This is a genomic window from Polystyrenella longa (assembly GCF_007750395.1).
Classification (GTDB): domain Bacteria; phylum Planctomycetota; class Planctomycetia; order Planctomycetales; family Planctomycetaceae; genus Polystyrenella; species Polystyrenella longa.
Map to the genome: position 1 here is coordinate 5,153,132 of NZ_CP036281.1, position 13,924 is coordinate 5,167,055.

General features: G+C 50.3%; 9 protein-coding genes. 3 read left to right on the forward strand and 6 right to left on the reverse strand.

The genetic code is table 11. The annotated features are described in order from the left end of the window. Positions 1-26 precede the first annotated feature (26 nt). Positions 27-1,937 (reverse strand): asparagine synthase (glutamine-hydrolyzing), encoded by a 1,911-nt coding sequence (gene asnB, locus Pla110_RS19090; RefSeq protein ID WP_144998171.1) that lies wholly within the window; start codon positions 1,935-1,937, stop codon positions 27-29. Positions 1,938-2,203: 266 nt separating this feature from the next. Then, positions 2,204-2,794 (reverse strand): hypothetical protein, encoded by a 591-nt coding sequence (locus tag Pla110_RS19095; protein ID WP_144998173.1) that lies wholly within the window; start codon positions 2,792-2,794, stop codon positions 2,204-2,206. A 233-nt stretch (positions 2,795-3,027) separates the two neighbouring features. Between Pla110_RS19095 and Pla110_RS19100 the strand changes: the two genes are divergently transcribed. Next, entirely contained in the window at positions 3,028-4,332 is a 1,305-nt protein-coding gene (locus Pla110_RS19100; protein ID WP_144998175.1) for a hypothetical protein, read from the forward strand. Positions 4,333-4,339: 7 nt separating this feature from the next. Here Pla110_RS19100 and Pla110_RS19105 read toward each other — a convergent pair whose 3' ends face one another. Both Pla110_RS19105 and Pla110_RS19110 read right to left on the reverse strand, forming a co-directional pair. Continuing rightward, positions 4,340-5,329 (reverse strand): hypothetical protein, encoded by a 990-nt coding sequence (locus Pla110_RS19105; RefSeq protein WP_144998177.1) that lies wholly within the window; start codon positions 5,327-5,329, stop codon positions 4,340-4,342. Positions 5,330-5,644: 315 nt separating this feature from the next. Beyond that, entirely contained in the window at positions 5,645-6,949 is a 1,305-nt protein-coding gene (locus Pla110_RS19110; RefSeq protein WP_144998179.1) for an ammonium transporter, read from the reverse strand. An 848-nt stretch (positions 6,950-7,797) separates the two neighbouring features. Between Pla110_RS19110 and Pla110_RS19115 the strand changes: the two genes are divergently transcribed. After that, a complete protein-coding gene (locus tag Pla110_RS19115) occupies positions 7,798-9,369 on the forward strand; it encodes an amidohydrolase (RefSeq protein WP_144998181.1) in 1,572 nt (523 codons plus the stop codon). A gap of 44 nt (positions 9,370-9,413) precedes the next feature. On the opposite strand, the gene Pla110_RS19120 is transcribed toward Pla110_RS19115, so the two are convergent. Then, entirely contained in the window at positions 9,414-10,730 is a 1,317-nt protein-coding gene (locus Pla110_RS19120; protein WP_144998183.1) for a HEAT repeat domain-containing protein, read from the reverse strand. A gap of 407 nt (positions 10,731-11,137) precedes the next feature. Here Pla110_RS19120 and Pla110_RS19125 point away from each other — a divergent pair, with 407 nt between their 5' ends. After that, complete coding sequence (locus Pla110_RS19125; RefSeq protein ID WP_144998185.1) at positions 11,138-12,562, forward strand: outer membrane protein assembly factor BamB family protein; 1,425 nt, start codon at positions 11,138-11,140, stop codon at positions 12,560-12,562. Between the two features lie 78 nt (positions 12,563-12,640). Here the strand turns inward: Pla110_RS19125 and Pla110_RS19130 are convergent, their stop codons facing one another. After that, positions 12,641-13,690, reverse strand: a complete 1,050-nt coding sequence (locus Pla110_RS19130; RefSeq protein WP_144998187.1) for a hypothetical protein — start codon at positions 13,688-13,690, stop codon at positions 12,641-12,643. Positions 13,691-13,924 lie beyond the last annotated feature (234 nt).

The window sequence follows — 13,924 nt, forward strand, 5'->3', positions numbered from 1 at the left end:
AAAAGATACGATAACCATCATAGCTTCTAAGCCAGATGTTTGTCGCCCCACATGGAGAGATTCAACATCGGCCATAACCACATTCCGACTTGTTGAGGTTGCGCGCTGATTTCCGCAAGGGCAGAAGGTTGAAACAGTTCATTAGCAAAGGGGCTCTGCAGCAGTTTCTGTCCAGCCCACTTCGCCCAAGGCCCTCCCAACCAACTTTGTACCGACGTGGGAAATGACGCTTTCCTCCGTTCGGCTAGTTCCGCTGGCATCATGCGGCCGGCGACCGTTCTCAGAATTCGTTTGGATTGCAGATAGTTTTGCTGATCGAGTTCAGCCGAAGCGAGATGCGGAATTTTCTTTCCATGAGCGACATCAATTTTATATCGCTGCGGAACCCGGAACCCCTGCTCCAGCAGTCGGACATCTGTAAAGGGAACCCTGGCCTCGAGGCTGGCCTGCATGGTAGCCGAGTCCAACCGATAGAGAAGTGATTCCAGATTAACACGATGGAGCAACATGGCGTACTTGCGACGCGTGGGCAAGTCACCCCACTGTTCTAACTGACCATGATAATGATCGACCATCACCTGATCCTGTGCCGCTGCCTGCCAGATGTCGGGTTGCAATAAAGCGGGCTTCACCTGCATGGGAATCAAGCTGTTGAGTGCGAGGTAATGATCGGTCTCGGACTGAAACTCTACACGTCCGTATTGCCGCTGCATACTTTGCAGGAAGTTAGACGAGTTGGGTGCATGAATGTCGTTCGTATTCTGCTGTAACCGGTTGGCACGGACGAAGTCGTTAGCAGACCAATGCTGTGTGGCGTATCCACAAAACAGCTCATCAGCCCCTTCGCCCCCCAATGCGACTCCCACTGATTTTTTCAACTCGCGGGCGAGTCGGTAGATAATCACGTCTGTGGGTGTAGAAAGAGGCAGGCCCTGTTCGCCAATCAGGTATTCCCAATCACGCAAGTAATCGTCTGCCGACACTTTCACTTCACCATGTTCAAACCCGACGAAGTCAGCACATTGACGCGCGTATTGAAAGTCTTCCGTTTGAGGGTCGAGCGAACCACCACATTCGCTTCGCATCGATTTACCCCCCTGCCGATGAAGCATACAGGCAAGCGTACTGGAATCGACACCGCCACTGAGAAACAGCCCAACCGGAACATCGCTCACCAGTCGGTCACTGATGGCCAGATCGAGCAGTTCTTCCAGTTCATCAACGGCATCGAGGTATCGCATCGACGATTGTTCTTGCAGGGGATAATCCCAGTACGATTCAATTCGCACTCGTTCCCCATCGAATTGCAGATACTCACCTGGCATTAACTGCCAGATCCCTTTGTACATAGTCTCCCTGCCGAGAGTCAGTCGGAAGGTCGTCAGATAATGACTGAGTGCAACCGGATTCGGTTCAGCACTGAAACGGGGATGAGCGACGATTGCGGCAATCGAACTGGCAAAGAGCAGAGAACCTTCGATCTGCGTGAAGAACAACGGTTTCACACCACATCGGTCGCGGGCGAGCAACAGTTCGTCTTTAGTGAAGTCATACAAACCAAACGCAAAATCACCGTTCAGTTTCGCCAGCGTCTCAACACCCCACTCCTGATAAGCATGAGCCAGAACTTCGGTATCGCAGCGAGTATAGAATTGATGCCCGACCGCTTCGAGTTCTTTACGAAGGTCGCCGTCGTTGTAGATCTCGCCATTGTAAACAAGGACTTGTTGTTCCTGGTCGTCTACCCAAGGTTGTGTGCCGCCGTCACGATCACGTATCGCCAGACGCCGGTGGCCGAATGCGATATTTCGTTTGAAATAGCTTCCGGCATCGTCCGGACCGCGAACAGTCATACTGTCTCGCATGCGATTTAATGTTGTCAGATCAATCGCCACCGTTTTACCCGGTGCCGCGACCAACCCCAGTATGCCACACATTTGTCGCGTCGTCCCTGACAGCGGAGACCGGAAACCGCATGATCGCTGGGCTTAGAGAGGATCTCTAGTCGAATTCACCAACGTGCGTTCCTCAGGTATCGACGCGAAATCAGTGGTGGTGCAGGCATCCTGCGACACGTACGCTTGTACCGAACTGGCAGACTGGGAAGTTAGCAGCAAGCTTTCCCCGTCGAAACCAGCGGGCAACTGGTATAACCGTTACAGCTTCTCAGGTCAGGGTAACCTTGAAGAGTTTGACGTCAGCATCAGGGAAGAATTTTTTCTGTATTTTGCAGGATAATTGCTCGCTCTTCTGCAGTTAGGTCACTCGCCAACTGATAGGCATGGTTCGCTTTAACGCGTGCTTTCACCCACATCAGCACGTTTACTTCCGCTCCTTCTTTGATCTCATAATTCGCCGGTCCCGCTTCACCATCGTAAACCGTCAACGGAAGATTGTCCCAGTTGCGATCTGCAGCAACCTGCTCCAGTTCCGCCTGTGCTGCTTCTGGATCGTCCGTAAGATAGATTCCAAAGGCACGCAGCTTCTTGTTTTCAAAACTATGGGCCGTTTCGTTTACGCCTTCCAATAATTCCAATACCGGTTCATCCAATGATTTAAAGAATACGGCGATGACCGGCTTGCCACCAAACTGACAGGCATAACATAGCGTACGCCCTTTGGACTTCCCGGTAACAGCAAGCACGTTAAAGGTATCGATGGGTTCATCGACTGGTATTCCGGAGATGAACTCTGATTTATCAACGACCTTTTCTTCGGCATGGACTTCAAATACTGATAGGGAACCGATCAGCAAGAGGGAGAGCATTAGAAATGGAGAGATAAGGTTTCGCATCAATAAGGTCCTGTTCAATATCTGTTAAAAGCCCGAGATTTCATCTTGTCCGGGAAATTGAAATTTCTCAATCCCCTCTATTTTAGACGAAAGGGAATATCTCTGTCGGTGATCTATTTTACAAATCGGTCGGTTTTCAATGATTACCGGATGTGCCACAATAAAACTCAGGTTATCACGCTCGAAACGATCTTTGAACTCATCCTTGCGATTTCTTCTGGAGCTTTACCACTGTGACGAACTCCTTACGCTTTTCGGCGAATTTTCTGCTCTGTCTCTGTATTGCAGGTCTATCAAACACATTACCAGAATGCTTAGCAGAAGAAACGAATGCTCCTGCAACAAAACAGGAAACAAGCCAAGCTTATCCCCGGATCGCAGCGATCGTCACGGAGTACCGACAGAATTCGCATGCCGATGTCATCGTCAGTCGGTTAATGCAGACGAATACGCTGGACGGAAAAGGAACGAAACCAAAACTGGATCTGGTGTCGCTTTGGACCGACCAGATTCCTGAAAACGACCTTAGCCGGAAACTGGCCAAAGAACATCATGTTCCAGTCTACGATACAATCGAAGAAGCCCTGACAATGGGCACGGATAAACTGGCCGTCGATGGAATTCTGCTGGTGGCCGAACATGGCCAATACGAGATGTCCGCAACCGGGCAGATAATGTACCCCAAACTGCGTCTTTTTAAAGAGATCGAAGCTGTCTTTCGCAAGACAGGCCACGTCGTCCCAGTTTTTCACGACAAACATATTTCGGATAACTGGGAAGATGCTCAGAAAATCATGACCGGTATCCGTGAGTTGAACATTCCCTACATGGCTGGATCGTCCTTACCAGTGCTTTGGCGAATTCCAGAAGCGAATACTAAACGAGGAGAGCAGATCAAAGAAGTCGTGGCCACATCGTACAGCTCTCTGGACGCATATGGTTTTCATGCAGTCGAAATGGTGCACTGTCTCATCGATCGTAGAGCTGGGGGTGAAACGGGAGTCAAATCTGTGCAGTGCCTTGAAGGAGATGCTGTCTGGGAAGCGATGGAGCAAGGTGTCTTCGACCGAAAACTTCTGGAAGAATGTCTGGGACGTCTCACCAAACGTCCGCCACCCACGATCGATGATGTTAAAGCACAAACAGAAACACCGGTTTTGTTTATCATCAATTATAATGATGGATTAAAAGCAAGTATTCTGACTTTGGATGGTTCCGTAAGTGAGTGGACGGTTGCCTGGCGAAACGCCGAAACCGATGAATCAACATCGACTGCCTTCTGGACACAGGAAGCCCGACCGTTCATGCATTTCACTTACTTGTTGAAAGGAGCCGAGAAAATGTTCCACACCGGCAAACCGACCTGGAATGTCGAACGTACACTACTTGTCAGTGGCACACTCGACGCCCTACTGCAATCGAAAGTTGCCGGCGGAAAAGTGATTGAAACACCTTATCTGGATGTCACCTACACCCCCGAATGGGAATGGCAACAACCACCTCCTGCCCCAGTAGGTCGTCCCATCATGAACCAGTAGTGGACCGTCAAAGCGATTGTTTCAGTAGTAACAACATTTCCACGTATTGAATTTGACGAGCCAGTTGCGCAGCGTTGCTCTCTACATTGCCGGCATTTTCTGCGCAGAAATCGACAAAGCCGAAGGCATCCCAATGTTGCCCAGCGTACTGACCGGATCCAATGTCTTCCCGAGTGGCCTTGGTAGCCATCTCCTGTTGCAGACGGACGGCGTAATCGTTCAATTCTGGAAAGATATCTGACTGCCCCACACGGCGGCACCAGTATTTCGCATTTCCATAGTCAGGTTCACGGCGATGCATGATTGCATGCCAGTGATCGGCAATGGCTTCTCCTTCCCATGACTGCGATGCTTCATGGCTGGCGTTCAGAAATCCGTGTAGTTGAAAGAGAGCCGCACTTAGTTCTATACGCTGCTGCGTGTCTCCCAACTTCTTGTCAGCGGTAAGCTCTTGTATGGCGTCCCGCAACCAGTGAAACCGACGGCCGGGCTCTGCCGGCGCGAGCTTGGGTAAATCCAAGTCATTGATCTTGCAAGGTGCTCCTTCAGAGAGACTGGTCAGCTTTTGATTTTTCGCCAATTGCGACAGAATGGCCCAGAGGGGATCCTTAACCTCTTCGCTTTGCAGTTCCTCAAGCAGACGCGACAAAGCATCATGGGAAATAGCGACAGCTCCCATTTGGGTCGGGGCAATAGCCAGGCAGGCAACTTGAATGGGAGCAGACTGCCAGATTTCAGACAGCAAGCCTTCCGCTGGGTAGAGGACCACCGCCTCGCATTCACCTCTTTGAACTGTCGCTGTCGCTGTTTCCCACGCCGCAATAGTGGGACAACGATTCCCATCGGCAAATCCCAGGACTGGCGACGATGCCTGTGCTATCGCCTCCCGCACATCGTCCAGGCTCCACGAATGGAGAGGTCGATCGCTTATCTTCTTCAAGTTAAAGCCAGCGGTGTCTGCTGAGGAATCGAGCATCCCCGCGTAATACAATTCCATATCCTGTGCATTCCTGTTTGGAGAGTTTTCCAGTCGTGGTGGATGACTGTCATCAATACTGGATTCTATTTTATTAGGTTGTCTCCCAGAACGCAAAATAACAAACGCCTTCCTCATCCAGGTGACGAGGAAGACGTTTGCTACTTCAGTGGTTTTCAGTCTTCAAAAGGTCCTATCAAAAAAATAGATCTTTTCACACTCTTTAGTTTTGATTGGGCTTTAGTTTTTGATTGGCTGATTTTCCAACCTGATTTCTGAGAACCCGACCGGGACAGTGGGTGCCTCGGTCGAGTCACAGAAAATTGACTTCAGCATTTAGTGGGTGTAGGCAGACATTCCGTGTTCGGAAATGTCCAGACCTTTTTCTTCTTCTTCCGGTGAGACGCGGAGCATTCCGATCGCTTTCAGGATGAGGAAGAGCACCAACATGCTGAGAAAAGCGTAGACCGGGATAACGACAGATCCCAGGACTTGAACTCCCAGATCGTAGTCGCCGAAGATTCCAGTGGCGATACCACCCCAGACACCACAGGCCCCGTGGACAGGGAAGGCACCGACGGGATCGTCGATGCGTAACTTATCGAGTGCCACAATGGCGAGGACTACGATGACACCGGCGACAGCACCGATAATCATTCCTTCTACGTTCGTGACGCTGTCACAGTTAGCGGTAATTCCGACGAGTCCGGCAAGAATACCGTTGAGAGCCATCGACAGGTCTGGTTTGCTGAACATGATCCAGGAAAGGATTGTCGCAGCAAGACCACCTGCGGCAGCAGCCAGAGTTGTATTTGTCGCAATCAACATGGTCGCATCAATGTTCGCTTTGTCAGAGAACGCGAGCTGACTACCAGGATTAAAACCGTACCAGCCGAACCACAGGATGAAGACACCCAGCGCGGCCAATGGCAAACTGTGACCGGGCATGGGTTGCGGTTTTCCGTCCGCTCCATATTTACCCAAGCGTGGTCCGAGGACAATTGCTGCAGCCAGACCGGCGAATCCACCGACGGCGTGAACCACAATGGAACCAGCGAAGTCATAGAATCCCATCGCGTCTAACCATCCACCACCCCATTTCCAGCTACCGCTGAGAGGGTAGATGAAAGCGGTCAGAAGTGCACTGTAGACAATGTATCCATTGAATTTCATACGACCAGCAACAGCACCAGAAACGATGGTAGCGGCTGTAGCGGCGAAGACGGCTTGGAAGAAGAAGTCAACCTGTGGGTTGAGGTTTCCCGCTCCGGCATCGGTAGTTGTTTCAGCAACGCCAACTCCAGCGAAACCGAAGTAACCGTTGAAGTCACCAGGATACATAATGCCGTAGCCAACGAACCAGTACAACAGCACGCCGACGCATACGTCCATTGAGTTTTTAAACAGAATGTTGACACTGTTTTTGGAAGAGTTGAAACCTGATTCGACCATGGCGAATCCTGCTTGCATCAGGAAAACCATCACCGCACATAGGAACAACACGAAGTTGTCGAAGGCGTACTGAATCTCGGTACTGGGAGTAGGTAATGCTTCTTCTTCGGCTTCTTCCGTGGGAGTTTCTGCCGGAGCTTCCGTCTCGGCTGTTTCGTCTTGTGCGTACGCAATTGACGTGCTCGTCATTGCGGGCAAAACCAGGAGCGTTCCAAGTAGGAGCGCAATGAAAGCGCAGTTTTTAATCATTGTTTTCCCTCTGCATTGCAATCAACCCACATGGACATCTTCGAAACAGCTACCATCAAAATGGAAATCGACGGGGTTTGTTCGAGTATGAAAGAGGTCGAAAGTTAACAAGTGCGACTATTGATGAATAAGTACGATGAGCTCAGGAAGCGGCAGGTTGTGCGGCGAACGTTCCAGTCTGAAAAGTTACCGACGCGGCAGGTAACTTCAGAATCTTCGAGCGCGCCTTCGTAGGGAAAATTGCGACGCCAGTTCCTTGAAATCAATTGCCTGAATCGTCTCGACGTTCAGGAAATTGGTTCCAGGGAAAATCACCCAGCTAAATAGAGCTGCTTATGCAAAAAGCAAGAACCGTGCCCGAAGACTCAATTTGTTCCTCGTTTTTGTGTTCCGAACCACAGGACAAGGGGTTTTCTGCCTGATTCTTTCTAATAATGAAGGATCCATGTTTAATTGGTTAATCATCGATTGCTTAGAAACTATGCAGCGCCGTCAACGGAATGCGCAGATGTTGTGCGTGAGTTGCCTACCTAACGGGCGAAGAGCCCAATGAGTCGCTAAAAAGAATTAAATTCCCTTCGTAAGAGAAAGAAAAACACCTCGTATTTAGCCTCATCATCAGGCATCCTATACATAATATTCACCAGCCTTGTTCACTTTGTTCTCTACATGAGATCAAGCAACGTCGTTCCGATGTCTAAACAAGCAGCGGATTTTCGCGACGTTTCGGATCTGTTCCATGAGTTTGAGACAAGCTGAATGAGCCTTCCCCCAACTTATGGGAAAACATGTTTAATCCCGTTAAATACATCCTGTTCGATTGCCCACGCCAGCGGTCTGCTCCCACAGGCGTCTTAAGGGTGTGTTGTACCCTGTCGATATTGGGAATCTTGGGTGTAGGCAGTCTGCCCTTGTTATTGGCGGACGATCTGGACAGCGTTTCAGATAAGAAAAAAACTACGAACACATCCGTGGAAGAGATTGTTGCTCCTCCTCCAGAACACCAGCTGTTCGCGACTATCGAAGCGCAAGAAGCAGAGCTGTGGCAGACCGCGCTCGACATCTGGAAATGGGCAGAACCGGGTTATCAGGAAACGAAATCAACTGCGAGACTTCAAGAACTACTCACCACTGCAGAGTTTCAAGTCACGCCTCAACTGGCAGAAATCCCTACTGCCTTCCTGGCCGAATATGGTTCAGGGAAACCCATCATCGCCATTCTGGGTGAATTTGATGCGTTACCGGGTCTGGCACAAGATCCTGTTCCTTATCGCTCTGCTGAAAACATTCAGAGCTACGGACATGGTTGTGGACATCATCTATTCGGAACGGCTTCAGCAGGTGCGGCTATCGCGATTGCTAATGAGATGAAGCAGGGAAATTTGCAAGGCACAATTCGTTTCTATGGATGCCCTGCCGAAGAAGGAGGTGCAGCAAAAGCATTTCTGGTTCAGGCAGGATTGTTCCAGGATTGTGATGCTGTCCTGCACTGGCACCCGAGCAATCGGAACGCGGCTGGTGCCCGTTCCTCACTGGCGCGGATTGCCGTCCGATTTCAATTTAATGGTGCTGCCGCCCACGCCGCAGGCGCCCCTGAAGAAGGCCGATCTGCACTCGACGCCGTTGCTTTGACAAATCATGCGGCAGAATTACTACGGGAACACATTCCCGATTCTGCCCGCATCCATTATGTCATCACCAATGGAGGCCAAGCCCCAAATGTCGTTCCGGAGGTCGCCGAGGTCTATTACTACGTTCGGCACGCCGACGCGGAAGTCGTTCAGAAACTGTATGAACGATTATTGTTATGTGCCGAAGCGGGGGCGCTAGCGACGGAAACCAAACTGACAGTATTACATGAGGGAGGCATTCTCAATCTCTTACCCAACTTGACGCTCTCTGAAGTCATTGAGAAAAATCTGACGAAACTGAACGACCTGAAATACAACGACGAAGAACAGCTGTTCGCCGCGAAACTGCAAGAGACACTTCTTAATAAACAGCCCATCACTGATATTCGGGAAGTTTATAATCTCGACGGAATCACTGGAAATGGGTCCACCGACGTAGGAGATGTTTCGTGGATCGTTCCTACAGCAGGGTTTAACACCGCCTGCTGGGTTCCTGGTACACCTGCTCATTCCTGGCAGGCAACGGCATGCGGCGGCACAAGCATCGCCCGTAAAGGAATGACTTTAGCGATGAAGACTTTAGCGGCCTCTGCATGGGAGATATACAAGAATCCGGAACTCATCGCGACGGCTCAACAGGAGTTCAAAGAGCGAACCGCCCGCCAAGGTTACAAAACGCTGATGCAACCTGGCCAGAAACCGCCGCTCGACTATCGCAAACAGAAGTAAGTCCGCAAAGAGAAATGGGACGAACAGCGATAGGGAAGATGGAATCAGCTATTCTGATTCGTGGGTGCCGGAGCTTTGCCATCCCGTACGGAATCCCACCAGCTACGCCACTGAACTTCGTTGTACTGAAAATTCTGATCGGTCAACGTTTTGAGCGCCGCGAGTACTTCCGGGTTCTGCTTATCCCGTTTGACATCGACAAGCTTCGTCTGCGGTGGAGGCTGAATGCTGTTATTGTTGGAATTATCGACAATCACCCCGTAAGGTAATTGACCCGTTCTCAGTTGATACTCGATCTCGGGTGGCAACAGTGGACTGGTTCTTCCCGTCGAATAGGTTTGTCGGGGAATCGGTACAGAAACCTGATAGGTATGCGTCGTGATTAACGCGTCGATCAAATAAGGAACGACGCGTATATCACCAATCTCTCCCAGAAAATCGCCAGATCGACGAACGACCTGATTCTCTGGATGATTCAACTGTCGAACATATTGAGCCGTGACGAATTCCAGCTTTTCGGGAGGTAAACTGTTAAACGCGTTTTTGCGTACCTGCAAACTGGAATCAAGTAATGAAAGCTCAATTAATTTCAAAACGGCCCGGTCATCATCGATTTTGGGCAGGACTTCAACCAAGAGTAACCTGAAGTCTTCTCCGTTTTCCTGTTGCAGATATTTTTCCAACGCGGGCAAAGCATCGACAGAATTAATTGAACGAAAAGCGGCGATCCCCTTCTGTTGATAAGTCGGAGATCGATGGTTTAGCCAACCGTGCCACAGTTTCGCTTTCTTCCACCAGACTTCACGTCGTTCGCGTTCTTCGGCCAGTTCATCAATCAATTCTTTTTCGCGTTCCGTAATGAATTTTCCCCGGTACTTCACCATACCGCGAGATTTCATCAATTCTTCCCGCTCCTGTTTTCGTGCAGAAATATCGGCCTTCGTCAGCATTTGCTGAGCACCGATATGGCTTGAATCAAGTTTGAGGACCTCTTCCAGCTGAGTTTTCCATTGAGGGTATAACTCCTGCTTCCGGCACCACTCTGCTAATTGCCAGAGATCCTCAACGGTCTGGGGGGTATTCGCCACTTTGACTTCGTACTCTTCAACAACGACGGGCTGATATATCGTGTCCTCAATATCAACAGAGGAGAACGAGACCAGGTTGCCTGACAGGGTCCGTATCTGAAAGAGCTCGGGATCTTCGACGCTCGTTTCCGTCTCCTGTTCTTCTAACAGACCGCGTACCACTCCCCCGTTACTCAGGACCAGGTGATCGGCATAACCGGACTGGACAATTGCCAGACTGATCCCCAGACCCAGAATGATGGATTTCGCAGGTAAACGGCAATAACTATTCATTAGTACATTCAGTTTGAAAGTTAATAGATAACGACTCTTCAAATTTTAGGGCATGGGCTCGGTCGAATTCAATAACTGTCTGTAATCGGTGCATTTTTCAGCTGTTTTTCGTTGGAAAAACGGTCATGATTGATCTAGGGAGCCGAAAAACAGGATTTCCCCCTCTGGCCTCGACTTATTTGATGCCTGTAAGATAGAAAACAAAACAGGCAACATGAGCAGAACTGGTAGCATACGCAAGTGAATTGCTTCACTGCCTCACACCAGTGAGAGGCTCTATTTTATTGCACACCACCCCATGCGACTGTACAGAAAGGAGTTCTGTTCAGAATCCATAAGATCAAATTCGAGACGACTTGCTGTTAGTAACATCGTCTTCGACCCAATCGAAATCCCAGAGGTTTCTTATGCTGACACGAACGTTCCTGACTATCTGTTGCCTGAGCTCGTTATTTTTTGTCGATACGGCATCTGCCCAGATGACGAATCATAACAAATCGGCGATTTTGCCCAATAAAGCACTACTCTCCCGGTACGCACTCGAAAGAGGCGGTTGGGGCCAGGCAGTCGTCGATCCCCTCGGTGATGAAGTCCTCCACATCGCGATTGACGATGCATTGATGTATGTGCAGACCAAAATGGGGAATATCACCGCTCTCGATCTTCAGACCGGCAAACGTCTCTGGTATTACAAATTTGGTGACCAGATCCAGTTCATGAGCCCCATGGTTAGTGACAGCGAAACTGCCTACTTCATTAGTGGCGTTCACTTGGTCGCTTTGGAAAAGTTCAGTGGCAACGAAAAATGGATGCTCCGGTTACCCGGGGCTGTCACTTCTCAAATCCTCGTCGACGAGAAGCAAATTTACTTCGGCGACGTTACGGGAATGTTCTACGCAGTCGATCTGGAGCGCACGGAAGACTTTGCTAAACGTGGTGAGCTTCCGCGATCTTCATTCGATACCATCAACTGGCGTTACCGATCGGCGGACGAGGTTCTCTTTGCTCCGGTGCGAATTGAAGAAGAAATTCTATTCGTCAGTGACGATGGTACGATGTATGCGCTTGCCCGGAGCGACAAAAAACAGTACCTGCATTTCGAAGGGGACTCCCCCGTCGTCGCGCCGCTCAGTACCCGTGGCCGACAAATCTATATGTCTGTCGCAGATCCCAGCTTGCGTCGCGACAAGCGAATCTTCTGTCTGAATGAGCGAAACGGCGAAACTCTCTGGCAACGAGTACTTACCCAACCCGTCCTGCAGCGAATGATTGTTGTGAAAGATAACCTGTTCGCAGTCCCTGTTCGCAAAGGACTGATGATGCTGCACGCCGATACGGGCCAGCGTTTCTGGCAGAACCGGGAAGCGGTTCGTTTCCTCACGTTAACCGAGTCCTTCGTTATTGCCGAAGATGCCTTGGATAATATTTTATTGATTGACAGAAATACCGGCGAAACCCTGGGCCGTTTACCTTTAAGAGATTTTTCACTGCGATATCAGAATGAAATGACAGACCGCCTCTACGTCGCTACCAAGTCAGGACTGGTCGTCTCCATTCACGAAGAAGGTTCAGATTTCCCCGTCTTCTATCGCAATCAGGAAGAGCAGCCAATCGATCCCAAAATGGCACCCAACGCTTCCGAGCAAAAAGAAGGCGGACTGCTTGAACCCGACTCGCAAAGCGAGAAACCGGCTGAAAAGCCTGTGCCTGAGGGGAACGATCCCCCTTCAACGAACAGCTCAGCCAAACCTATTGCACCACCTGCAGACAGCGCGGCACCGGCGAATACGAACAATAACGATGATGGTTTCTTCAACTTCGACAGTAAATAAAAAAATGGCCGTCTTTTTCTAACGTCGATTTAATCAGCGACGAAAAAAGCCGGCCATTTTTTATTATCCTTCGGCTCGTTACTTAAAAAGCCAACTGTCGATGCGACCGGAGGACGCGGAGTTACCGCCCTGCTCAGCTCCCCAGCTTAATGGACGACCTTGAACGGGAATGTTCTGCCCTGCGGATGAACCGTGCCCAAACGAGGGGCTGGTTCCCGAAAGAGGCTGGATCCCAGCGAGCTTTCCTCCCTGCTCGACTTCATAGCCGAGTTGTTGGTGTGGAGCAAATCTTTGTGCGGCAGGTCCATTTGGACGTTCTGCCGGTACTGGCTGCGGTGATGCCGGAGGAGCGGCAGGAGGAATGGTAGTCGGTTTCGTGCTTGTGCCGGGAGCAGGAGCAGGAACTGACAGTGGGCTCGGTGCTGTCCTCGGAGAATTTTCCGCTGGTTGGGCTAAACTGGTCCCGGGCAGAGTACTGCAGTTGGGGGCAATTAAATCACAGCCCGGCTGTCGGCAGCAGTTGGATTGGATGTTGCAAATCTCATGTTCAACAGGGAGTTGACATCGTTGGCATTGATCGCCGACGAAAGTGACACCTGCTCCACTGGCACAGACATTGTCACATCCGCAATCGAGTGTGCTACGGATGAAGTCCTGTCGGCTGCGTACATAGTTGCAATGTTGAACACCACGCATGTAAGCATGCTGAACGCCCGCATGATATCCTGAATACCACTCTTCGACTTTCGCGGCCCCTTCCGGACAACGGTATTTCTCGGCCCAGTATTTAGAGGGAGGTGCGGGAGGAAGTACCCCTTTGCCACCTTCTGCGATGTCATCAAAAGCTTGTTCAAATCCGTCTTCATAATGACCGGAGAACTCACATTGGGTCGCCCGACCAAGTTCATCAAGCGTTTTTCCCGCCAGGCGTCTGGCCGCTCCATCCATCCCGGGCAGACAACAGCTGTCAAAGGTGGCACACTGTTGCTCTTCGGTACAGGAATCACAGCCCTGCATCGTCACGCCCGTAGTTGAATAGGTATGTGCCGTTGTTTGGCAACCAGATTGGCTGAAACAAAGTCCGGACAGAATTCCAGCAACCAATAGAGGGAATGAGGAACGTTTCATAGTGACCGTTTCGTCCTTGAAAGCGGATTGATAACTTGTGTTTCCAAACAAGCATAGCCACGGCTAAACACACATTGTTTCGAAACTCGCTGATCCAGTCTGCGAATTCGCTTAGTGGATATGAGGACAACGGCAAACTGTCGATCCTCGAAATCCTAATTCGCGGGAACCTCTGCCGACAATTCCTCCGTGAAGGCAACAGAAGTCTCTGTTCTCGTTATCGACCCCCTACAG

Coding starts and splice junctions, on each gene's coding strand:
- Pla110_RS19110 (WP_144998179.1), bottom strand. CDS start 6,949: ATGACGAGCACGTCAATTGCGTACGCACAAGACGAAACAGCCGAGACG.
- Pla110_RS19130 (WP_144998187.1), bottom strand. CDS start 13,690: ATGAAACGTTCCTCATTCCCTCTATTGGTTGCTGGAATTCTGTCCGGA.
- Pla110_RS19120 (WP_144998183.1), bottom strand. CDS start 10,730: ATGAATAGTTATTGCCGTTTACCTGCGAAATCCATCATTCTGGGTCTG.
- Pla110_RS19115 (WP_144998181.1), top strand. CDS start 7,798: ATGTTTAATCCCGTTAAATACATCCTGTTCGATTGCCCACGCCAGCGG.
- asnB (WP_144998171.1), bottom strand. CDS start 1,937: ATGTGTGGCATACTGGGGTTGGTCGCGGCACCGGGTAAAACGGTGGCG.
- Pla110_RS19125 (WP_144998185.1), top strand. CDS start 11,138: ATGCTGACACGAACGTTCCTGACTATCTGTTGCCTGAGCTCGTTATTT.
- Pla110_RS19105 (WP_144998177.1), bottom strand. CDS start 5,329: ATGGAATTGTATTACGCGGGGATGCTCGATTCCTCAGCAGACACCGCT.
- Pla110_RS19095 (WP_144998173.1), bottom strand. CDS start 2,794: ATGCGAAACCTTATCTCTCCATTTCTAATGCTCTCCCTCTTGCTGATC.